The sequence below is a fragment of the Couchioplanes caeruleus genome (assembly GCF_003751945.1).
GTDB classification, from domain to species: Bacteria; Actinomycetota; Actinomycetes; order Mycobacteriales; family Micromonosporaceae; genus Actinoplanes; species Actinoplanes caeruleus.
The window spans coordinates 5,780,538-5,800,904 of record NZ_RJKL01000001.1 but is presented as its reverse complement, the minus strand read 5'-3'; the positions used below and the strand labels follow the sequence as shown (position 1 = coordinate 5,800,904).

21 protein-coding genes are annotated in these 20,367 nt (G+C 70.4%); 8 read left to right on the top strand and 13 right to left on the bottom strand.

Annotated features, from left to right (window positions below; genetic code table 11):
- Positions 1 to 14 precede the first annotated feature (14 nt).
- Positions 15 to 674, bottom strand: coding sequence for an endonuclease NucS (nucS, locus tag EDD30_RS26015; RefSeq protein ID WP_071810124.1), 660 nt, complete (start codon positions 672 to 674; stop codon positions 15 to 17).
- A gap of 59 nt (positions 675 to 733) precedes the next feature.
- Between nucS and EDD30_RS26010 the strand changes: the two genes are divergently transcribed.
- Genes EDD30_RS26010 through EDD30_RS25985 form a run of 6 tightly spaced genes read left to right on the top strand, consistent with a single transcriptional unit; the run spans position 734 to position 7,818 of the window.
- A complete protein-coding gene (locus tag EDD30_RS26010; RefSeq protein WP_071810123.1) occupies positions 734 to 1,345 on the top strand; it encodes a DUF4126 domain-containing protein in 612 nt (203 codons plus the stop codon).
- Between the two features lie 23 nt (positions 1,346 to 1,368).
- Entirely contained in the window at positions 1,369 to 2,775 is a 1,407-nt protein-coding gene (locus EDD30_RS26005; protein WP_071810122.1) for a hypothetical protein, read from the top strand.
- Between the two features lie 30 nt (positions 2,776 to 2,805).
- Positions 2,806 to 5,445 carry an FtsK/SpoIIIE domain-containing protein gene (locus tag EDD30_RS26000; RefSeq protein WP_123678515.1) on the top strand — a complete coding sequence of 880 codons (2,640 nt, stop codon included), beginning with the start codon at positions 2,806 to 2,808 and terminating at the stop codon, positions 5,443 to 5,445.
- Positions 5,432 to 6,169: a hypothetical protein gene (locus tag EDD30_RS25995; RefSeq protein WP_071808007.1), complete on the top strand. Its 738-nt coding sequence runs from the start codon at positions 5,432 to 5,434 to the stop codon at positions 6,167 to 6,169. Before EDD30_RS26000 ends, EDD30_RS25995 begins: the two co-directional genes overlap by 14 nt.
- Before the next feature lie 15 nt (positions 6,170 to 6,184).
- Positions 6,185 to 7,039: an ABC transporter ATP-binding protein gene (locus EDD30_RS25990; protein WP_071808008.1), complete on the top strand. Its 855-nt coding sequence runs from the start codon at positions 6,185 to 6,187 to the stop codon at positions 7,037 to 7,039.
- Complete coding sequence (locus EDD30_RS25985) at positions 7,036 to 7,818, top strand: ABC transporter permease (RefSeq protein WP_071808009.1); 783 nt, start codon at positions 7,036 to 7,038, stop codon at positions 7,816 to 7,818. Before EDD30_RS25990 ends, EDD30_RS25985 begins: the two co-directional genes overlap by 4 nt.
- A gap of 5 nt (positions 7,819 to 7,823) precedes the next feature.
- On the opposite strand, the gene EDD30_RS25980 is transcribed toward EDD30_RS25985, so the two are convergent.
- Complete coding sequence (locus EDD30_RS25980) at positions 7,824 to 8,684, bottom strand: 3-hydroxyacyl-CoA dehydrogenase family protein (RefSeq protein ID WP_071808010.1); 861 nt, start codon at positions 8,682 to 8,684, stop codon at positions 7,824 to 7,826.
- A gap of 137 nt (positions 8,685 to 8,821) precedes the next feature.
- On the opposite strand from EDD30_RS25980, the gene EDD30_RS25975 reads away from it, so the two are divergent.
- Entirely contained in the window at positions 8,822 to 9,178 is a 357-nt protein-coding gene (locus tag EDD30_RS25975) for a hypothetical protein (protein ID WP_071808013.1), read from the top strand.
- Between the two features lie 51 nt (positions 9,179 to 9,229).
- On the opposite strand, the gene murA is transcribed toward EDD30_RS25975, so the two are convergent.
- A complete protein-coding gene (gene murA, locus EDD30_RS25970) occupies positions 9,230 to 10,516 on the bottom strand; it encodes a UDP-N-acetylglucosamine 1-carboxyvinyltransferase (RefSeq protein WP_071808011.1) in 1,287 nt (428 codons plus the stop codon).
- A gap of 41 nt (positions 10,517 to 10,557) precedes the next feature.
- On the opposite strand from murA, the gene EDD30_RS25965 reads away from it, so the two are divergent.
- A complete protein-coding gene (locus tag EDD30_RS25965; protein ID WP_071808012.1) occupies positions 10,558 to 11,136 on the top strand; it encodes a cob(I)yrinic acid a,c-diamide adenosyltransferase in 579 nt (192 codons plus the stop codon).
- 384 nt (positions 11,137 to 11,520) lie between these two features.
- Here EDD30_RS25965 and EDD30_RS25960 read toward each other — a convergent pair whose 3' ends face one another.
- The 10 genes from EDD30_RS25960 to atpB all read right to left on the bottom strand — a co-directional run bounded on the left by EDD30_RS25960 (position 11,521) and on the right by atpB (position 20,354).
- On the bottom strand, positions 11,521 to 11,988 hold the full coding sequence (locus EDD30_RS25960; protein WP_123678514.1) for a DUF2550 domain-containing protein: 468 nt from the start codon (positions 11,986 to 11,988) through the stop codon (positions 11,521 to 11,523).
- A gap of 9 nt (positions 11,989 to 11,997) precedes the next feature.
- Positions 11,998 to 12,279, bottom strand: coding sequence for a F0F1 ATP synthase subunit epsilon (locus EDD30_RS25955; RefSeq protein WP_071803832.1), 282 nt, complete (start codon positions 12,277 to 12,279; stop codon positions 11,998 to 12,000).
- Between the two features lie 110 nt (positions 12,280 to 12,389).
- Entirely contained in the window at positions 12,390 to 13,523 is a 1,134-nt protein-coding gene (locus EDD30_RS25950; protein ID WP_071803833.1) for an LCP family protein, read from the bottom strand.
- A gap of 225 nt (positions 13,524 to 13,748) precedes the next feature.
- Positions 13,749 to 15,191, bottom strand: coding sequence for a F0F1 ATP synthase subunit beta (gene atpD / locus EDD30_RS25945; protein WP_071803834.1), 1,443 nt, complete (start codon positions 15,189 to 15,191; stop codon positions 13,749 to 13,751).
- Positions 15,191 to 16,120, bottom strand: coding sequence for a F0F1 ATP synthase subunit gamma (locus tag EDD30_RS25940; protein WP_071803835.1), 930 nt, complete (start codon positions 16,118 to 16,120; stop codon positions 15,191 to 15,193). Before EDD30_RS25940 ends, atpD begins: the two co-directional genes overlap by 1 nt.
- Positions 16,121 to 16,123: 3 nt before the next feature.
- On the bottom strand, positions 16,124 to 17,773 hold the full coding sequence (gene atpA, locus EDD30_RS25935; RefSeq protein WP_071803836.1) for a F0F1 ATP synthase subunit alpha: 1,650 nt from the start codon (positions 17,771 to 17,773) through the stop codon (positions 16,124 to 16,126).
- Between the two features lie 80 nt (positions 17,774 to 17,853).
- The gene (locus tag EDD30_RS25930) at positions 17,854 to 18,675 is read right to left on the bottom strand and encodes a F0F1 ATP synthase subunit delta (RefSeq protein ID WP_071803837.1); all 822 of its coding nucleotides are present in this window, start codon (positions 18,673 to 18,675) and stop codon (positions 17,854 to 17,856) included.
- Entirely contained in the window at positions 18,672 to 19,226 is a 555-nt protein-coding gene (locus EDD30_RS25925; RefSeq protein WP_071803838.1) for a F0F1 ATP synthase subunit B, read from the bottom strand. The genes EDD30_RS25930 and EDD30_RS25925 overlap by 4 nt, the downstream gene beginning before the upstream one ends.
- A gap of 26 nt (positions 19,227 to 19,252) precedes the next feature.
- Entirely contained in the window at positions 19,253 to 19,495 is a 243-nt protein-coding gene (locus EDD30_RS25920; protein ID WP_071803839.1) for an ATP synthase F0 subunit C, read from the bottom strand.
- Between the two features lie 70 nt (positions 19,496 to 19,565).
- Entirely contained in the window at positions 19,566 to 20,354 is a 789-nt protein-coding gene (atpB, locus tag EDD30_RS25915) for a F0F1 ATP synthase subunit A (RefSeq protein ID WP_071803840.1), read from the bottom strand.
- Between the last annotated feature and the right edge of the window lie 13 nt (positions 20,355 to 20,367).

Below are 20,367 nucleotides of genomic sequence, written 5' to 3'. Positions count from 1 at the left end.
ATCACCTCGTCGGGCTAGAACAAGGTCAGTTCGTTGCGGTCCATGCCGCGGAGCTTGTCGTAGTCGACGACGACGCAGCGGATGCCGCGGTCGGTGGCGAGCACGCGGGCCTGCGGCTTGATCTCCTGGGCCGCGAAGACACCCTGGACCGGCGCGAGCAGCGGGTCGCGGTTCATCAGCTCCAGATAGCGGGTGAGCTGCTCGACGCCGTCGATCTCGCCGCGGCGTTTGATCTCGACCGCCACCGCGGCGCCGTTCGCGTCACGGCAGAGGAGGTCGACCGGGCCGATCGCCGTCATGTACTCGCGGCGGACCAGACTCCAGCCCTCGCCGAAGGTTTCCGGGTGGGCCGCCAGCAGCTCCTGGAGGTGGGCCTCCACGCCGTCCTTGACCAGCCCCGGGTCGACGCCCAGATCGTACGAGGTGTCCTGGAAGATCTCCTCGAGGGTGATCCGCAGCTCCTCGCCGGCCTTGTTGACGACCTTCCACACCCCGGGCGCCTCCTGGAGCTTGCAGGGTGGGCTCATCCAGTTCAGCGGCTTGTAGGCGCGGTCGTCGGCGTGGATGGACACCGACCCGTCGGCCTTGACCATCAGCAGGCGCACGGCCGGCGGCAGATGGGCGGAGAGACGGCCGACATAGTCGACGGAACATTTCGCGATGACCAGACGCACCGCACGAGGGTAGCCTCCGCTCTCCGGCGGGGCGAGCGCGGCGGTGTCATGCTGAGGTCGTGCTCGAGGCCCTCACCGGTGGTGGCCTGGCGGCGTCCGCCGGGCTGAACGCGTACATCCCGCTGCTCACCATGGGTGTGCTGGCACGGTGGACGGACGCCGTCGACCTGCCCGCCGGGTGGCAGTGGCTCTCGAACGGGTGGGTCCTGCTCATCCTGGCGGTGCTGCTCGCCGTGGAGGTCGTCGCCGACAAGGTGCCCGTGGTCGACCACGTGAACGACGTGGTGCAGACCGTGATCCGGCCCACCGCGGGCGGGCTGGCGTTCGGTGCCGGGTCGTCGTCCGAGACGGTCACCGTCTCGGACCCGGGTGCGTTCTTCGGCTCGCACCAGTGGGTGCCGGTCGCGGCCGGCGTGCTCATCGCGCTCTGTGTGCACGGGCTCAAGGCCGCCTCGCGTCCGGTGGTGAACGCCACCACCGCCGGGGTCGGCGCTCCGGTCGCCAGCACGGTGGAGGACGTCACGAGCGTGCTGCTGTCGTTGCTCGCGATCCTGCTGCCCGTGCTCGTTCTGCTCGCCCTCGTGGCGCTCGTTCTTTTCGCCATGTGGGTGATCAGGCGACGCCGGCGGCGCGGGAGGGCACGCGTGGCATCCAAGGGTGTCGGGATTTAGCGCCCGTTTGGTTGACTGCCCCGGTGCCCGCGATCGCCGTACCCGCCTTCGCCCTGACGTGGTGGCTCGGGTGTTACCTCGTCGCACGGGATCCGGCCCGGGTCGTGCTGTGGCGCGCGGGTGGGGCGCTCGGCGTCTACGCGGTGGCGGTCGCCGCCTGGAGCGTGGCACCCGGGTCCGCGGTGGCCGAGGTACTGCTCTGCGTGCCGGCGTTGTGCTGGTCCGGCACGGCGACAGCGCTGCTGCCTCGCGGTGTCCCGGAGCGGCGGCTGGTCAACGTCGGGTGGGCGTACGCATCCGTCCTGTTCCTGATCCTCGCCGTGGTGCTGCCCGGCGTGGGCAAGCTCGTCGCCCTGACACCCCTGGCCGGCGCGACGACTCTGTTGCTGCGCAACCGCGACCGGTTCCGGCCGCACCCGTTGCCGGTCGCGCTGTCCGCCACCGCCCTGCTCCACGCCGTCGGTTTGACCGTCCTGCTGGCCCCCGGCGACCTGGGCCCGCCGGAGCCGTTGATCGCCGCCATCGGTCTCGACCTGTTGCTGTTCGGGTTCCTCGTCGCCATAGCGGATGCGGCGGAGGCGGGTGAGCGCCTGGTGCCCGACCTGCGGCGCTCATTCGTCGCGGCGGTGGCGGCCACGCTGCTCTGCGCCGGGCCGGCGACCCTGACGATGCTCGCGGCGCCCCGGGCGGCGGCCGTGATCGTGCCGCAGTTCGTGCTGGTGGCGGTGGCGCTGGGGGCGGTCGGGCTGGCCGCGCCGGTGCGGGCCGCGCTGGATCGGGTGGCGTTCCTGCACCAGGACCGGCTGCGGCTCGACCGCGCCGCGCTGCTGATGGCCGCCGAGGCGCTGCCCCGGCGGCACGAGCGGCACCGGCTGATCGCCCTGGACGAGCAGGAGTTCCGGCGGTTGACCCGGCGCGCGCTGGAAGACTTCGGCGACACCGCGCGGCTGATGCGCAGTCCGCTCGTCGAGCTGCCCATGCTGGAGCGACGGCTGCGCGAACGCGGGCCGGGGCTGGCGGAGCAGTCGCTGGTGCGGGCCGCCGAGCTGCGGGCGGTGCTGGCGGAACAGGTCCGCAAGCTGAAGCCCGCCGCGGGATTCGGCATCACCGAGGAGTGGTGGCGCTACAACGCCCTGCACTACTGCCGGGTGCTGGGGCTGCGACCGTACGACCGGAGCCCGCCGACCGACAACCTGGACGGTGACGCCCTCCGGGCCCTCGAATGGTTCCGCTACCACGTGCCGCGGGAGAGGCTGAACCGCTGGGCGGCGGAAGGCGCCGACATGATCGCCGCCCGACTCTGGCGCGACCTCCTGAGCACGGATCCGCGCTGGCTGACCCGGGCGGCGACGGGCGCCTACGTTGCGCGGATCGACCCTTCGAACACGACACGCCGCCCAAAAGGTCGGCGAAACCCTCAAAGTAGCTAAAATCCCCCCACGTGGATTCCGGGGGGTTGAGTGGGTAGCCACCGCAACGCGCTGGTCGCCGTCGTCCGGCAAGAGCTGGCCGAGGCGCGCGGTACCGCCCGGGCGGTGCTGGCCGCCGCCGAGTCGGCGCGCAGCGAGGCCCAGCGCCGGAAGAAGCTGATCCGGGATGCGTACGCGACCTGCCTCGCCCAGCTCGCCGAGGCCCGCGACACCGCGCGTCAGGACATCCTGCGCCGCACCCAGGCCGAGGCCGCCGCCCTCACCCGCAACGTCGAGTCGCTGGCGGCGCTCACCGCCTCCGGCGCGGCCGGGACCTCGTGGCGCTACTGGACGCCGACCGAGCCCGACCGGGTGGGCCGGCCCGGGCTGCTGCGGATCGGGACGGTCGCCTACGAGACGGGCGAGGAACGGACCAAGCTGCCCGCCCTGGTGCCCTTCCTCGACCACGCGCACCTCAACGTCCTCGGCGACCAGACGGCCGTCGACGGCGTCATCTCCGGGCTGCTGCTGCGCGCGCTCGGCACCACCCGTCCCGGCGACGTGCGGCTCAGCGTGTACGACCCCGAGCAGCTCGGCGGGACGCTGGCCGCCTTCGCCCCCCTGGGCAACGCCGGCCTGCTGTCATTCGTCAGCCCCGGCGGGCTGGGCGCGACCCTCGACGACCTGGTCGAGCACATCTGCCGGGTCAACGAGAGCGTGCTGGCCGGCGAACACGCCTCCCTGGCCGACCTCACGGGCACCGGGTCCCGCCCCGAGCCGTGGCGGGTGGTGGTGCTGCTGTTCGACCCCGCCCGCACCGGCGACCTCACCGACGCCCAGCGGGCCCAGCTCGACCGGGTGGTGCGCACCGGCGTGGCTTGCGGCGTACATCTCGTGGTCCGGGGTCTGGAGCTCGCGCAGCATCCCACGGTGGAGCGCGTCGCGGTGCGCGGCGAGACGGCGGCCTGCGACACCACCGGCGGCCTGACGGTCCGTCTCGACGCGCCGCCCCCGGCGGAGCGGATCGCGGCCTTCTGCCGGACCACCGCGGAACGGCTGCGCGAGGGACCACCGCCCGCGCGCTTCACGGACCTCACGCCCGAGAAGATCTGGACCGAGTCCTCCGCGCACGGCCTGACCGCCCCGATCGGCGACAGCACCGACGGCTCGTTGGTCTGCGTGCCGCTGGGCGACGATCCGCCGCATGCGCTGATCGGCGGGCCGTCCGGATCGGGCAAGACGAACCTGATCTACGCGTGGATCGGCTCGCTCGCGGCCCGGTACGACCCCGGCGAGCTCGCCCTCTATCTGCTGGACTTCAAGGAGGGCGTGTCCTTCGCCCGGTTCACGCCCGGGCCGCGCGACCCGAGCTGGCTGCCGCAGGTGCGGCTGGCCGGCATCAACGTCAACGGCGACCGCGAGTTCGGCCTCGCGATGCTGCGCCACCTCGGCGAGGAACTGCGCGTACGGGCCCAGGCCGCCAAACGGTACGAGGCCACGAAGCTCGCCGAGCTGCGCGCCGAGGATCCGGGCGGCCACTGGCCCCGGATCGTCGCGGTGATCGACGAGTTCCAGGTGCTGCTCGCCGGCCGTGACGCGCTCGCCGAGGAGGCCGTCACGCTGCTGGAGGACCTCGCCCGGCGCGGCCGCTCCCAAGGCATCCACCTGGTGCTCGCCAGCCAGGACGTGTCCGGCATCGAGGCGCTCTGGGGCCGCTCCGGCCTCGTCGGACAGTTCACGCTGCGGATCGCCCTGCCCAAGGCGCGCCGCATCCTGGCCGACGCCAACCTGGCCGCCGCCGTCATCCCCCGCTTCCATGCGGTCGTCAACGCCGACTCCGGGGTCGCCGGGGCCAACCAGGTCGTGCGCCTGCCCGACGCCAGCGACCGTTCGGTCTGGCGGGCTTTGCAGCGCAAGCTCTGGCAGGAACGGCCGGTGACGTGCGTGCCGCCGCGGCTCTTCGACGGCGACGCCGTGCCGCGGTTGCCGGACGCCTACCGGCCGGCCGGACGGGTGCCGGACAGCAGTGCGGACGTCGGCTCGTCGCCCGGCGCGGTGCTCGGCGAGCGCATCGACGTCGCCGCCCGCCCGGCACGGCTGCGGCTGGGCCGGATGCCCGGGCGCAACCTGGCGGTCCTCGGCACCCGCACCGACGAGGCCTGCGACGTGCTCGCGGCCGCCGCCCTGTCGCTGGCCGCCCAGGGCCCCGCCCGGTTCAGCATCGTCTGCCTCGACGCGAGCGCCGAGCGACCCGCCGCCCGGCTCGTCGCCGAGCTGCCCCAGGCGGACTGGTACGGGCTCGGCGACCTCGACGACCTGTTCGCCGGGCTCGCGCCGGACGGCATTCCGCACTACGTGGTCGGGTACGCGTGCGACGCGGCCGGGCCGGCGTACCGCGAGCGGCTGCGTGCCCTGCTCGCCGAGGGCCCCGAGCAGCGGCTGCACGTGCTCGGCTGGTGGCGCTCGGTGGCCCGGCTGCGCGACGACCTCGGCGGCATCGGCGCCCGGCTGGACACGATCGGCGCCTGGGTGGCCCTCGACGTGCAGGGCGCCGAGCTCAGCCCGCTCTCGCCGCAGCCCGGCGGTCCTCTGTGGTATCCGCGCAGGCGCCGGGCGCTGTTCTTCGACCGGTCGGTGCACCGCCATCCGGAAGTGATCATCCCGTACGAGGTGAACAGTGACCACACGTGACCGCGACTACCAGTTGATGATGACCGCGCTCGCCGACGTCGCCCGGCGGCGGGACACGGAGCTGGAGAGCGCCGAGCAGGCGTACCAGACGAGCGCCGCCCAGGCCGCCGGCGAGCTGGCCCGGGCCGAGGGTGACGCGGCCGCGGCCGACCGCTGGGCGGGCGCGGCGGCCGCCCAGGTGCTCGACGTGGACCGGGAGGCCGTCCGGCTCTGGGATCAACTTCGCCGGGCGCCGGGAATGCGGGTCCGGGCGCTGGGCGAAGTGCCCGAGCCGGCCGCGGTCGAGGCCCTGCCCCGGGTGGCGCTGGAGCGCTCCCCCGGCTCGACGGCGCTGGCACCGGCGCCGCGTCAGTCGGCCCGGACCCTGCTGGCACGGGCCGCGGAGCGCATCGATGTGACCGTACGCCCGGCCGAGCGCCGCCCTCTGCCCCGCTGGGCGCTGCCACTGCTGCCGCTGGTCGGCGCGCTGGTCGCGGCCCTGACCGGGCTGGTGGCGGCCGGGCTGGTGACGGTCGGGAGCACCGGCCTGCCGGGCGCGACGGTCATCCGGGGCCTCGGCTGGCTCGCCTTCCTGGTGGCGCCGTCGGCCGGGGTGCCGGTCGGCGCGCTCGTCGCGCACCGGCGGCTGCACGCGCGGCTCGACATCGGCGGTATCGGGTTGACCCTGCTCGGCGGCATGATCGCGGCGACTCTGCTGTCGGTGACCTTCGCGTCGACGCGCTAGGTTACCTTTCCCTCCATGAGGGACGCCGCGATCGAGGTACGGGCACTGCGCAAGGTCTATGGAGACAAGCCCGCCGTCGACGGCCTCGACCTCACGGTGGCGCGCGGCGAGATCTTCGCGCTGCTCGGCCCCAACGGCGCCGGGAAGACCACGACGGTCGAGATCCTCGAAGGCTACCGGCAGCGGGACAGCGGCGAGGTCCGCGTCCTCGACATCGATCCGGGCGCCGACACCGAGGCGAAGCGCCGGTGGCGCACCCGGGTCGGCATCGTGTTGCAGGGCACCGGCGAGTTCGACGAACTGACCGTCGGCGAGGTGGTCTCGCACTTCGCCCGCTTCTATCCGGAGCCGGACGATCCGGCCGAGGTCATCGCGCGGGTGGGCCTCACCGACAAGACTCGCGCCCGCACCCACACCCTCTCCGGCGGTCAGAAACGCCGCCTGGACGTGGCGCTCGGCATCATCGGCCGCCCGGAGCTGCTCTTCCTCGACGAGCCGACCACCGGCTTCGACCCGGAGGCCCGGCGCGAGTTCTGGAGCCTGATCCGCGATCTCGCCGCGACCGGGACGACCATCCTGCTCACCACGCACTACCTGGAGGAGGCGGAGGCGCTCGCCGACCGGGTCGCCGTCATCGCCGGGGGCCGCCTGGTCGCTGTGGACACCCCACAGCGCCTCGGGAACCGGGACGCGGCGTTGGCGACCGTCTCCTGGCGTACTCCCGGAGGGGACTGGGAACGCGCCCGGAGCGAGACGCCGACGGCCCTGGTCAACGACCTGGCCGGGCGGTTCGGTGGCGAGGTACCGGGCCTGACGGTGACCCGGCCGACGCTGGAGGACATCTACCTGGACATGATCGGAGCGGCATGAGACTGGGTCTTCACCAGGGGATGCTGGAGATTCGGCAGTTCCTGCGCAGCCGCGAGCAGGTGGTGTTCACGCTCGCGTTTCCGGTGATCATGATCATTGTCTTCGGTTCGATCTTCAAGGCCGACATCGGTGACGGGGTCAACCTCACCCAGTACTTCGTGACCGGCATGATCGCCACCGGTCTGATGACCGCCGGCTTCCAGGCGCTGGCCATCCAGATTCCGATGGAACGCGACCGCGGGGTGCTCAAGCGCCTGCTCGGCACGCCGATGCCGCGATGGGTCTACTTCGCCGGCAAGGTACTGATGGTCGGCTTCATCGCGGTGCTGGAAACGATCATCCTGCTGATCGTGGCGACCCTCTTCTTCGGAGTGGAGCTGCCGAACACCGCCGGAAAGTGGCTGACGTTCCTCTGGGTCTGCGTACTCGGCATCACCGCTTGCACACTCTGCGGGATCGCCTTCTCCTCGCTGGCCCGGACCGGCCGCAGCGCCCCGGCGGTGGTCACCCCGGTCGCACTGATCCTGCAGTTCACCTCGGGCGTGTTCTTCGTCTTCACCGACCTGCCCGCCTGGATGCAGAACGTGGCGTCGGTGTTCCCGCTCAAGTGGATGTGCCAGGGCCTGCGCTCGGTCTTCCTGCCCGCGTCCTTCGGCACGCAGGAGCCCGGCGGCTCCTACAACCTGCCGACGGTGGCACTCGTGCTGGGAGCGTGGTGCCTGGTGGCCCTCGTCCTGTGTCTGACCACGTTCCGATGGACCACCAAGCGCGACGGCTAGATCCTCTACTTCTGAGCTTCGTACGTGTAGAAGCCCCGGCCGGTCTTGCGGCCGAGGTCGCCCGCGGTGACCATGCGCTGAAGCAGTTCCGGCGGGAAGAACTTCTCGTCCGCGGTGTCGCGGTAGATGTTGCCGGCGGCGTTGAGCATCACGTCGAGGCCGGTCATGTCGAGGGTGGCCAGCGGGCCCATGGTGTGACCGAAGCCCAGCTTCATCACCGTGTCCAGGTCCGCGGCGGAGACCACGCCCGACTCGACCAGCTTGATCGCCTCGACCAGCAGCGCGGAGAAGAGCCGGTTGGAGACGAAGCCCGCCACGTCGCGCTTCACCTCGACGCAGGTCTTGCCGACCTCCTCGGCGAAGTTGCGGGCCGCGGCCAGGGTCTCGTCCGAGGTCTGGTAGCCGCGGACGAGCTCGACCAGCTTCATCATCGGCACCGGCGAGAAGAAGTGGATGCCGACGACGGCCTCCGGCCGCTCGGTCACCGCGGCGATCTGGGTGATCGGGATGGCGGAGGTGTTGGTGCCGAGCACGACGCCCGGCTTGCAGATCTTGTCGAGGGCCCGGAAGACCTCGTGCTTGACCTCGATCCGCTCGAAGATCGCCTCGACCACGACGTCGGCGTCGGCGGCCGCCTCCAGCTCGGTCGTGGTGGTGATCCGGGCGACGGTGGCGTCGGCGTCCTCCTGCGTGATCTTGCCCTTGGCGGCGAAGCGCCCGAGCGAGTCCCTGATCGCCGAGACGCCGCGCTGGAGCGAGGACTCGTCCAGGTCGCGCATGGTGACCTGCCATCCCGCCTGCGCCGCCACCTGGGCGATACCGGAACCCATCAGACCGGAGCCGATGACCGCGAGCCGACCCGCCATGTGTGCCTCTCCTTCTGTGTGTCTCACTCGTCGTCGAGCGTGCCCCCAGACTAACCGGAACGCTGAACGCAGGCTCAGGGCTCTCTATCGGGGCAAATCCCCGGAAAAGCGGCCCCTCCTTTGCCAGACTTGTGCTCATGCCACCAAGCGACGGCTGGTACCTCCTCGGGCCTTTCATCGCCGTCGCCCTCGTCGGTTTCCTCGGTGCGATCTTCTGGCGGATGGGCCTGCAATGGACCCGGGCCGGCGAGGATCCGCTGCGGGACCTCTACGACGGCCTCACTATCTTCGACCACGGGGAGGACTACGGACTGCTCTGCCCGGCCGCGGCCACCCGCGACCCGGTCATCGCCGAGGAGATCCGTGCGCTGCTGCGGGCGGCGGGCATTCGCTCGACCTCGGCGACCCGGCCGGACGGGCGCCTGGTGGTGCTCGTCTTTCCCGAGGCGGTCGAGGAGGCCCGACGCCTGGTCGGCGGCTCTCCCGCGCTCTGAGCTCCAGGATCTTCCGCGCTCTGAGCTCCAGGATCTTCCGCGCTCTGAGCTCTAGAAATCGAACGTCGGCTCGGTGACCACGGCGCGCTCCACCTCGACGCCGAGGTTCGCCAGGTCCGCGACGAAGTCGGGGTAACCCCGGTCGATGTGGTGCACCTCACCGACCTCGGTCACTCCGTCGGCGCACAGCCCCGCGATCACCAGGCCGGCGCCGGCCCGGATGTCGGTCGCCCGCACCGGGGCGCCGGAGAGTCGCTCACGGCCGTTGGTCACGGCATGGTGGCCATCGGTACGGATGTCCGCACCCAGCCGCACCATCTCGTTCACGAACATGAACCGGCCGTCGAAGATGTTCTCGGTGATCAGCGACGAACCGGAGCTCACCGCGGCCAGGCCGAGCGCCATCGGCAGCAGGTCGGTGGCGAAACCCGGATACGGCAGGGTCACGATGTCGACGGCCTTCGGACGGTCGTCCATCCGTACGCGGAAGAGGTTGTCGCCCGGCTCCACCACCGCGCCCGCCGAGACCAGCTTGTCGAGGGCGATCTCCAGATACTCCGGGCGTACGCCGTGGACGGTCACGTCGCCGCGGGTCATGGCGGTCGCGAACGCCCAGGTGCCGCCGACGATCCGGTCGCCGACGGTGGCGTGCCGGATCGGCTCGAGCGAGTCCACGCCCTCGATCGTCAGCGTCGATGTGCCCGCACCCTCGATGCGCGCGCCCATCGTGGTGAGCATCTGGCAAATGTCGACGATTTCCGGCTCCCGGGCCGCGTTGTCGATCTCGGTGACGCCCTTGGCCAACACCGCGGCCATCAGGATGTTCTCGGTGGCGCCGACGCTCGGGAAGTCGAGCCAGATCTTCGCGCCTCGGAGCCCGGTCGGCGCCGAGGCGATGACGAAGCCGTGCTCGCCGGAGATCTGCGCGCCCAGCCGCGCCAGGCCGGTGACGTGCATGTCGAGGCCCCGCGAACCGATCATGTCGCCGCCGGGCAGCGCCACCCGCACGTACCCGCGGCGGGCCAGCAGGGGCCCGAGCACGCAGATCGACGCCCGCAGGCGCCGGACCAGGTCGTAATCCGCCTCGCTGCCGGGCTCGGCGGGCACGTCGATGAGCGCCTCACCCGCGTCGAACGACACGCTGCAGCCGAGCCTGCGCAGCACCTCGCCCATGATCGCGACATCGGTGATCCGGGGGACGTTCGCCACGACAGTGCGCCCCTCGGCGAGCAGCGCGACCGCCATCAGCTTGAGAGCGGAGTTCTTGGCGCCCACCACCGTGACATCGCCGGAGAGACGCGCGCCGCCCTTGACTCTGATGACATCCACGCGGGCCATCGTATGGGGCGAGCCCCGTCCACCTCCGTAGGGTGGGGGCCATGGCCGTGCATCTCACCCGCATTTACACCCGCACCGGCGACGCCGGATCGACCCGCCTCGGCAACAACGAGGTAGCCCCGAAGACCGACCCCCGGATCGCCGCGTACGCCGACGTCGACGAGTGCAACGCCGCCCTCGGCGTGGCGCTCGCCCTCGGTGCACTGGCGCCGGACATCCGCAGTGTGCTGACCGCGGTGCAGAACGACCTCTTCGACGTGGGTGCCGACCTGTGCAACCCGCTGAGCGACGACCCGCCGTACCCGCCGCTGCGCGTCAAGGAGACGTACGTGACCCGCCTCGAGGGCTGGTGCGACGAGTACAACGAACAACTTCCGGCACTCGACTCCTTCGTACTCCCCGGCGGCACGCCCGGAGCGGCCCTGCTGCACGTGGCACGGACGGTGGCCCGGCGCGCGGAGCGGGCGGCGTGGACGCTGGTCGAGGCGGACCCGGAGCGGACCGGGCCGCTGCCCGCGAAGTATCTGAACCGGCTGTCTGACCTGCTGTTCATCCTCGCCCGCGCGGCCAACGGCACGGCTGGCGACGTCAAATGGGTCCCGGGCGGCACCGCCTCCTGAGCAAGCGCCCCACAACGGCACTGCCGCCGCCTTCCCGGCGGCGCCAGTGCCGTCCCCGGCCGTCCGACGCACCCGACTCGGCGACCGCGGGACGCCCGCCGCTTGTCGGCCTCTCGTCGCCCCTTCTCAGCCCCTCGCCGCTCCTGGGCCCGACGCCGCTTATCAGCCCGACGCCGCCTCTCGGCCCGACGCGCTTCTCGGCCCTTCCTCGCCGCTTCTCGGCCCGTCCCAACCGCGCCAGGTCCTCCCCCTCGCCTCGTCGCTCCCAAGCCTTGCATCGGACTTGCGGAGCGCGGCCGGTATAGCAGGAACCGCGGAGCAGGCCGTGCAGCAGGAACCGCGGAACGGGCCGCCGCGGCGCGGGACGAATGCTCGGCGGCCGGGTCAGTTCTCGGCGGGGCGGGGGCTGATCGCCGGGCGGGGGGCGACGCTGCCCGGCTGGCCGGGCGGGCCCGCCTCGAGCCAGGAGAGGAAGCCGGTGACGGTCGACTCGGCCATGGCGATCTCGATGTCGATGCCGGCCTGGCGGCACAGCAGCACGACCCAGTGGCTCGGCATGGTCAGCCGCTCGGGGCCCTCCGGCACCCGCCGGCGGCACACGTCGAGGGCGCGGCGGTCGAGGACGCGTTTGGGGCGGACGGCGAAGCTGAAGAACCGGTGAAAGCGCAGCTCGTCGCCGACGAACTGGCCGATTCCCGCCGACCAGCCGCGGCCCGGCACCAGCGTGTTGACCCGGACCTGGACGCGAATGGTGCCGCCGCCGGCGATGAGCAGGCGGCGGCGGAAGAAGACGGCGGAGAGGAGGACGAGCAGCGCGACGACGCAGATTCCGACAATCAACAGAACCCGCATCGCGCGACGTCAGTGCGCGTCGGGAGTGGCGGCGGTCGCGCTCTCGGCGAGGACCGTCACGCCGTCCGCATCGACGGAGAGGAAGCCACCGGCGACGTCGTAGGTGAGCTGCTCACCGCCGGCGAGCTTGACGCGCACCTGGGACGGCTCCTTGAGCAGGCCGAGGAGCGGGGAATGGCCGGGCAGGACGCCGAGCTCACCCTCGGTGGTGCGCGCGACGACCATCTCGGCGTCGCCGGACCAGACCTTCTCCTCGACGGCGACGACCTGGACGTGCAGCTGCTTGGCCACGCTGTCTCCTTGTAAGCCTGCGGGATCTTGCGATTCCTCTGGGAATGAAGTCTAAACGGCCGGACGACACGCCGGTGCCCCGGGTGGCAACCGCCACTCTCCGGGAATGGTCAGAGCTTCTGCAGGAAGCTCGGGTTGTCGACGAGGAACGACGCCACCGTGCCGTCGCGCAGCGACGCGAAGAAGTCGTCCGCGGCGGGCTCCAGCGCCTCGCCGATGTACGTCCCCCCACCGTTCGCGGCACCGGCCGGGAGCTTGACGAGGGTCATGTCGTCGGACCGCAGGTTGCGCAGCGCCAGACCCCAGTCGACCACGGTGTGGCCGTTGCCGTCGAAGACGAGCGCGTCGCCCGCGGCCCGCAGCACCTGGTCGAGCTTGATCGGGTTGGTGACCACGTCCTTGCTCAGCGCTTGCTCGGCCATGGCCTTGATGAACTGCTGCTGGTGCCGCTGCCGGTCGTAGTCGACGCGGGGCAGCCCGTAGCGCTGGCGTACGTAGTCGAGCGCCTGCCATCCCTCGAGGTGGTAGGTGCCCTTCTTGTACTCGGCCTGGGGCCCGACGTACGGGTGCTCGCAGGAGTGGTCGGCGCACTCGGGACGGCGGTCCCGGGGCTTGCCGTTCGGCTTCAGGTGCTCCGACTTCACGTTCTGGTCGATCGTCATGGTGACGCCGCCCATGGCGTCGACGATCTCCTTGAAGCCGTTGAAGTTGATGATGGCGCCGGCGTCGAACTTCTTGATGCCGGTGAGCTTGGCGATCGTCTTGGCGAGCAGGGCGAAGCCCTGTGCCGCGTCGTACTTGCCGTTGCCGAGCCTGCTGCCGTACGACATGGCGGCGTTGACTCTGTCGTTGGCGCCCTGGAAGCCGGTCTTCGCGAACGGCGGGATCTCCACCCGCAGGTCGCGGGGGATGGAGAAGAGGTACGCCTGCCTCAGCCCCTCGGGGATGTGCACGACGATGATCGAGTCGGACAGCGGCGCGCTGTTCTCGTCGCGGGGGTCGATGCCCACGAGCAGGATGTTGACCGGTCCCTTGATGTCACTGACCGGCTCCTTCTTCTCGCCCTCCGCGGGCGGCTCGAAGAGGTTCTCGGTCTTCACCGCGCCGGCGTAGCGAGCGACGAGCGCCTGACTCGTGATCAGCGCGCCGCCACTGAGGACCATGAGGACGCATCCGAGGATCGCGCACAGCCGCGCCCACAGCGGCGACCGCCGCTTGGGCTTGGGTTTCTCGCTCTTCGCCACTCGTTCCCCAACTGTCGTCGATGGTTCTCGTCCGCGACCAGAGGAGCCATGATCGCAGGGCGGCGCCACCGGCATCGCCAAAGGATATCCGAACAAGACAAGAAACCTTCGCGTCCGGACGCCCGCACCACCGCGGAGACAAACGGACATAAAGGGCGCCAGGAAACGGATGGGGCCGCCCCGACCTGAGTCGGCGCGGCCCCGTGTTCCGTTTGGTGCGAAGGATCAGCCCTTCATGAGCTCGTGCGCGTTGCGCTCGAGGTCCTCGAGGCCACCGCACATGAAGAAGGCCTGCTCGGGGAACGAGTCGTACTCGCCCTCGCTGATCTTCTTGAACGCCTCGATGGTCTCCTTCAGCGGGACCGTCGAGCCGGGAACGCCGGTGAACTGCTCGGCGGCGTACGTGTTCTGCGAGAGGAAGCGCTCGATGCGGCGGGCCCGCTGCACCGTGACCTTGTCCTCCTCGGAGAGCTCGTCCATGCCGAGGATGGCGATGATGTCCTGCAGGTCCTTGTACTTCTGCAGGATTCGCTGCACCTCACGGGCGACCGCGTAGTGCTCGGCACCGACGAACTCCGGCGCCAGGATCCGCGAGCTCGAGGCCAGCGGGTCCACGGCGGGGTAGATGCCCTTGTCGGAGATCGACCGCTCGAGGTTGGTGGTCGCGTCCAGGTGGGCGAAGGTGGTCGCCGGCGCCGGGTCGGTGTAGTCGTCGGCGGGCACGTAGATCGCCTGCAGCGAGGTGATCGCCTTGCCGCGGACCGACGTGATCCGCTCCTGCAGCTCGCCCATCTCGTCGGCCAGCGTGGGCTGGTAACCCACGGCGGACGGCATGCGGCCGAGCAGGGTGGACACCTCGGAGCCGGCCTGGGTGAACCGGAAGATGTTGTCGATGAAGAGCAGCACCTCCTGGTTCTGGACGTCCCGGAAGTACTCCGCCATGGTCAGGGCGGTCAGGGCGACCCGCAGGCGGGTGCCCGGCGGCTCGTCCATCTGGCCGAAGACCAGCGCGGTCTTGTCGAGCACGCCACCCTCGTCCATCTCGAGGATGAGGTCGTTGCCCTCGCGGGTGCGCTCACCCACGCCGGCGAACACCGACGTACCACCGAAGTTCCGGGCGACACGGATGATCATCTCCTGGATGAGCACCGTCTTGCCCACGCCCGCGCCGCCGAACAGGCCGATCTTGCCACCGCGCACGTACGGCGCGAGCAGGTCGAGCACCTTGATGCCGGTCTCCAGCATCTCGGTCTTCGGCTCGAGGTCCGCGAACGCCGGGGGCTTGCGGTGGATCGGCCAGCGCTCGGTGACCTGGATCGAGCCCGGGTCCACGTTGAGCACCTCGCCGAGGGCGTTGAACACGTGGCCCTTGGTCACGTCGCCGACGGGCACCGAGATCGGCGCGCCGGTGTCACGGACCTCGGCGCCACGGACCAGGCCGTCGGTCGGCTGCATCGAGATGGCGCGGACCATGTTGTCGCCGAGATGCTGGGCGATCTCCAGGGTCAGCGTCTTGGTGCCCTCGGAGAGGGTCACGTCGACGTGCAGCGCGTTGAAGATCGCGGGCATCGCGTCCCGAGGGAACTCCGCGTCGACGACCGGGCCGATGACCCGGACGACGCGGCCGACACCGGTCTCCGTCTTGGTGGGCTCAGCTACAGCAGTCATCACACATCACTTCCCGCTGCGGACAGCGCCTCGACGCCGCCGACGATTTCACTGATTTCCTGGGTGATCGCGGCCTGACGCGCGGAGTTCATCTCGCGCGTGTACCGCTTGAGCAGGTCGTCGGCGTTGTCCGACGCGCTCTTCATCGCCCGGCGCCGCGACGCCGACTCGCTCGCCGCCGAGTCCAGCAACGCCGCGTAGATCCGCGTGTTGAGGTACTTCGGCAGCAGCGCGTCCAGCAGCTCCTCGGCCTCGGGCTCGAACTCGTACGCCGGACGCAGCCCGGGCTCGCGCTCACGCTCCTCGACCTGCATCGGCGCTAGGAAGCGCGCCTCCGCGGACTGGGTCATGAGCGACTTGAACTGCGTGCTGACGATGTGTAGCTCGTCCACACCCTGGATGCCGTCCGGGCCGTGGTTCGCGTCCGTGTCGTCCGCGCCGGCGACGAAGGCCTCCAGCAGGGACTCACCGATGAGCCGGGCGTCCTCGAAGGAGGGCCGCTCGGAGAAGCCCGTCCAGCTCGCCTCGATCGGCCGGTTGCGGAACTTGTAGTACCCGACACCCTTGCGGCCGACGATGTACAGCGCCACGTCCTTGCCGTCCGCCCGCAGCCGGGAGATGAGCTGCTCGGCGGTGCGGATCGCGTTGGCGTTGTAGGCGCCGGCCAGGCCCCGGTCGCTGGTGATCAGCAGGACACCCGCGCGCCGCACCCGCTCGCGCGGCAGCAGCAGCGGGTTGTCGACCGACGCGTTGGAGGCCAGCGCCGTGAGGACCCGCGTGATCGCCTCGGAGTACGGCTTGGACGCGGCGACCCGCTCCTGAGCCTTGGCGATCCGGCTGGTGGCGACCAGCTCCTGCGCCTTGGCGATCTTCTTGGTCGACCGGACGGTGCGGATGCGCCGCCGGAGGGCCTGTACCTGACCGGCCATGGCTTACTTCTCGTCCGAGGAGGACCGGACCTCGCGGGTGACGGTCTCGCGGCTCTCGCTGCCCTCGGCGAGCGGCTGCGCCGGAGCCTCGTTGGGGCCGCCGGTGATCGCGCCCTGCTTGAACAGCGGCTTGAACTCCTGCACGGCCTTCTCGAAGACCTCGACCTGCTCGTCGTTCAGCTGACCGTCGCTCTCGATGGCGGTGAAGGTCTCGCTGCGGTGCCGCTTGACCCAGTCCAGGAACTCGGACTCGAAGCGACGCACGTCGGCGACCGGGATGTCGTCGAGCTGGCCGGTGGTGCCGGCCCAGATCACGACGATCTGCTCGGCCACCGACAGCGGCGAGTACTGCGGCTGCTTGAGCAGCTCGACCAGGCGGACGCCCTTCTCGAGCTGGGCCCGCGACGCCCGGTCCAGGTCGGAGGCGAAGGCGGAGAAGGCCTCCAGCTCACGGAACTGGGCCAGGTCGAGGCGCAGGCGGCCGGAGACCCGGCGCATGCCCTTGACCTGCGCGGAACCGCCGACCCGCGACACCGAGGTGCCGACGTTGATGGCCGGGCGCACACCCGAGGCGAACAGGTCCGACTCGAGGAAGATCTGGCCGTCGGTGATCGAGATGACGTTGGTCGGGATGTAGGCCGAGATGTCGTTGGCCTTCGTCTCGATGATCGGCAGGCCGGTCATCGAGCCGCCACCCAGCTCGTTGGAGAGCTTGGCGCAGCGCTCCAGCAGCCGGCTGTGCAGGTAGAAGACGTCACCGGGGTACGCCTCGCGGCCCGGCGGGCGGCGCAGCAGCAGCGACACGGCGCGGTACGCCTCGGCCTGCTTGGTGAGGTCGTCGAAGACGATCAGGACGTGCTTGCCGGCGTACATCCAGTGCTGTCCGATGGACGAGCCGGTGTAGGGCGCGATGTACTTGAAGCCGGCCGGGTCGGACGCCGGGGAAGCCACGATGGTCGTGTACTCCAGCGCGCCCTGCGCCTCCAGCGTCCCGCGGATGCTGGCGATGGTGGAGGCCTTCTGGCCGATGGCGACGTAGATGCAGCGGACCTGCTTCTCCGGGTCGCCGGACTCCCAGTTGGCGCGCTGGTTGATGATCGTGTCGAGCGCGACCGTGGTCTTACCGGTCTTGCGGTCGCCGATGATCAGCTGGCGCTGGCCACGGCCGATCGGCGTCATGGCGTCGATCGCCTTGATGCCGGTCTGCAGCGGCTGCTTCACGGGCTGGCGCGCCATGACGTTCGGCGCCTGCAGCTCCAGCTCCCGGAAGCCCTCGTTGGCGATCTCGCCACGGTCGTCGATCGGGTTGCCCAGGGCGTCGACCACGCGGCCGAGGTAGGCGTCGCCGACCGGGACCGAGAGGACGCGGCCGGTCCGCTTGACCTGCTGGCCCTCCTCGATGCCGGCGAAGTCACCCAGGACCACGGCGCCGATCTCGCGGACGTCGAGGTTCAGGGCGACACCCAGGGTGCCGTCCTCGAACTCGAGCAGTTCGTTCGCCATCGTCGAGGGCAGACCCTCGACGTGCGCGATGCCGTCGCCCGCATCGGAGACGATGCCGACCTCCTCACGGGAGACCTCGGGCGTGTAGGACGAGACGTAGCGCTCTAGCGCCCCCCGGATCTCGTCCGAGGAGATGGTCAGCTCGGCCATCCTCTGCCTTCTCTAGTCGGCTCGGGGCGTCGCCGCGCCCGAGGGCTTTCGGTAGCGTCACCGCCGCCGAGGGGAAGTACTTATTTAGCGAACGCCTGCCGGGCTTCGTTGAGTCGCCGCAGGATCGTGCCGTCGTAGAGGTCGGAGCCGACCTGGACGCTGATGCCGCCGATGATGCTCGGATCCACCGCGACCTTCAGCGAGACCTGACGACCGTAGAGGTCGGACAACTTGGCGGAGAGCCGCTGCTCCTCGGCGTCGTCGAGGACCTTGGCCGCCGTCACGTACGCGACCTCGCGGTCCCGCTTGGCGGCGGTCAGCTCGACCAGCTTGCCGAGCGACGTCTCGAAGCTGCGTCCGCCGAAACCCTCGAGCGCGACCTTGACGAGCTGGACCGTCGCCGCCTCGGACTTGCCCTTCAGCAGGTCCTCGGCCAGCTTAGCCCGGCGGTCGGCCGGAGCGGTCGGGTCGCTGAGCGTGACCGCGAGCTTCGGGCTGCCGGCCACGACGTGGGCGAACCGGAACAGTTCGTCCTCGACGTCGGCCAGGATGCCGCCCTTCTCCGCGGACGCCAGCACGGTGTCGACGCCGAGCCGCTCGGTGGCGTCGAGCAGCTCGTTCGGCGCCGACCAGCGGCCGGACGCCAGCGTGACGAGCGCGTCCACCGCCGCGGTGCCGAGCTTGCCGGTGAGCAGGGAGCGAAGCAGCTCTCCGCGCTCGGCGCCCGGGCGCGACGGGTCGGTCAACGCGCGCCGCAGCCGCGGTTCACCACGCAGCAACCGCGCCACCGACACGATCTCGTCGGCGGTCGTGGCGAGCTGCGCGGCGGTGGCCGACTGCGTTCCCGCGGTCAGCTTCTCCGCGGCGGCGGCGTACGACTCCCGGTTGACGGTCGCCATCAGCGCCCGCCCGTACCGGCGCCGAGCTCGCTGATGAACCGGTCGACGGTGCCCCGGCTGCGCGCCTCGTCGGCGAGAGACTCACCGACGATCTTGCTGGCCAGGTCCACCGCGAGCGTGCCCACCTCGGAGCGCAGGTCGCGCACGATGCTCTCGCGCTGGGCGGCGAGCTGCTCGCGACCCGCGGCGATGATGCGCTCGGACTCCTCCCGGGCCTTGGCGAGGACGTCCTGGCGGATGCCCTCGGCGTCGGCACGAGCCTCGTCGCGGATGCGCGCGGCCTCGGTGCGGGCCTCGGCGAGCTGCGTCTTGTACTGCTCGAGCAGCCCGTTCGCCTCGGCCTGAGCGGCCTCGGCGCGCTTGATGCCGCCCTCGATCGCGTCGACCCGAGCCTTGAACGTCTTCTCCATCTGCGGGAAGACGAACTTCATCAGGACGAAGCAGAGCACGGCGAACGCCACCGAGCCGACCACGATCTCCTGCCAGACAGGAATGATCGGGTTGTGGCCGGACTCTTCTCCGGCCTCAGCGGCCAGATAGGAAAGGGAAAGCATGAACACCTCCTAGCGAGGGAAAGGCTTTAGAGGTTGCTTCCCTGCCAGATGAAGCCGAAGGCGATGCCCAGCAGGGCGAGCGCCTCGATGACGGCGAAGCCGATCCAGACGTAGGGCAGGGTCAGGCGGGACGACTCCGGCTGACGAGCGGTCGACTGGATGTAGGCCGAGAAGACCAGGCCGACACCGATGCCGGGGCCGATGGCGGCGAGGCCGTAGCCGATGGCGGCGGTGCTGCCCTCAACTGCGGCAAGAACGTCAACACCCATTACAGATTCCTCCTGGTATCTCGCGTGGCGATCACGCGGGACGACAAACGGTTTGGAGCTCCGACAGCTTTCAGTGCTCGTCGGCGAGCGCACCCTGCACGTAGCTCGCGGTCAGCACGGTGAAGACGTAGGCCTGGAGGCAGATCACCAGGAACTCGAGCAGGGTCAGCGCCACGGTCAGCAGCCAGGACAGCACCGAAACCGGAGCCAGCCAGGCGTTCGCATTGATCATCGCGAAGCCACCGAGCGTGAACACCAGCAGCAGCATGTGGCCCGCGAACATGTTGGCGAAGAGTCGGACCGCCAGCGAGAAGGGGCGGACCAGGAAGTTCGAGAAGAACTCGATCGGGATCAGCAGCGGCAGAATGAACCACGGCGCCGGCGGGATCAAGGCGTGCTTGAAGTAATTCAGACCGCCGTGGTGACGCATACCGACGTAGATGAACATGACATAGCTGATCACCGCGAGAACCGCCGGGAACGCGATGTGCGAGCTCGGTGAGATCTGCACCAGCGGCACGATGCCGAAGAGGTTCATCATCAGGATGAAGCAGAAGAGCGTCGTCAAGTAGGGCGCGAAGGCCACACCACGCGGACCGATCATATCGACCGCGATGTTGTTGCGCACGAAGCCGTAAATGCTCTCCGCCAGCCACTGCTTCTTGGTGGGCACCAGCTTCGGCTTCCGGTTCGAGACCAGGAAGAAGATGATGATCGCGGCCACCGCCACCCAGACCAGCAGAGTGATCTTGGTGAACCAGTAGTTGTCGTGCGCGCCCCACGGCAGGATGCTGGGCAGGTAGAAGTCCTCGACGCTGGGCGGGAACTCCGCTGCGAGGACCGTCGACTGACCGATCACCGTAGCCCTTTCC

Bases quoted from the DNA above. Each gene is read 5' to 3' on its own strand.
- murA (WP_071808011.1), bottom strand. From the start codon at position 10,516: ATGGCCCGCGTGGATGTCATCAGAGTCAAGGGCGGCGCGCGTCTCTCC.
- EDD30_RS25975 (WP_071808013.1), top strand. From the start codon at position 8,822: ATGCCACCAAGCGACGGCTGGTACCTCCTCGGGCCTTTCATCGCCGTC.
- EDD30_RS25925 (WP_071803838.1), bottom strand. From the start codon at position 19,226: ATGCTTTCCCTTTCCTATCTGGCCGCTGAGGCCGGAGAAGAGTCCGGC.
- EDD30_RS25940 (WP_071803835.1), bottom strand. From the start codon at position 16,120: ATGGCCGGTCAGGTACAGGCCCTCCGGCGGCGCATCCGCACCGTCCGG.
- EDD30_RS25965 (WP_071808012.1), top strand. From the start codon at position 10,558: ATGGCCGTGCATCTCACCCGCATTTACACCCGCACCGGCGACGCCGGA.
- atpD (WP_071803834.1), bottom strand. From the start codon at position 15,191: ATGACTGCTGTAGCTGAGCCCACCAAGACGGAGACCGGTGTCGGCCGC.
- EDD30_RS25920 (WP_071803839.1), bottom strand. From the start codon at position 19,495: ATGGGTGTTGACGTTCTTGCCGCAGTTGAGGGCAGCACCGCCGCCATC.
- atpA (WP_071803836.1), bottom strand. From the start codon at position 17,773: ATGGCCGAGCTGACCATCTCCTCGGACGAGATCCGGGGGGCGCTAGAG.
- EDD30_RS25990 (WP_071808008.1), top strand. From the start codon at position 6,185: ATGAGGGACGCCGCGATCGAGGTACGGGCACTGCGCAAGGTCTATGGA.
- EDD30_RS25980 (WP_071808010.1), bottom strand. From the start codon at position 8,684: ATGGCGGGTCGGCTCGCGGTCATCGGCTCCGGTCTGATGGGTTCCGGT.
- EDD30_RS25960 (WP_123678514.1), bottom strand. From the start codon at position 11,988: ATGCGGGTTCTGTTGATTGTCGGAATCTGCGTCGTCGCGCTGCTCGTC.
- EDD30_RS25985 (WP_071808009.1), top strand. From the start codon at position 7,036: ATGAGACTGGGTCTTCACCAGGGGATGCTGGAGATTCGGCAGTTCCTG.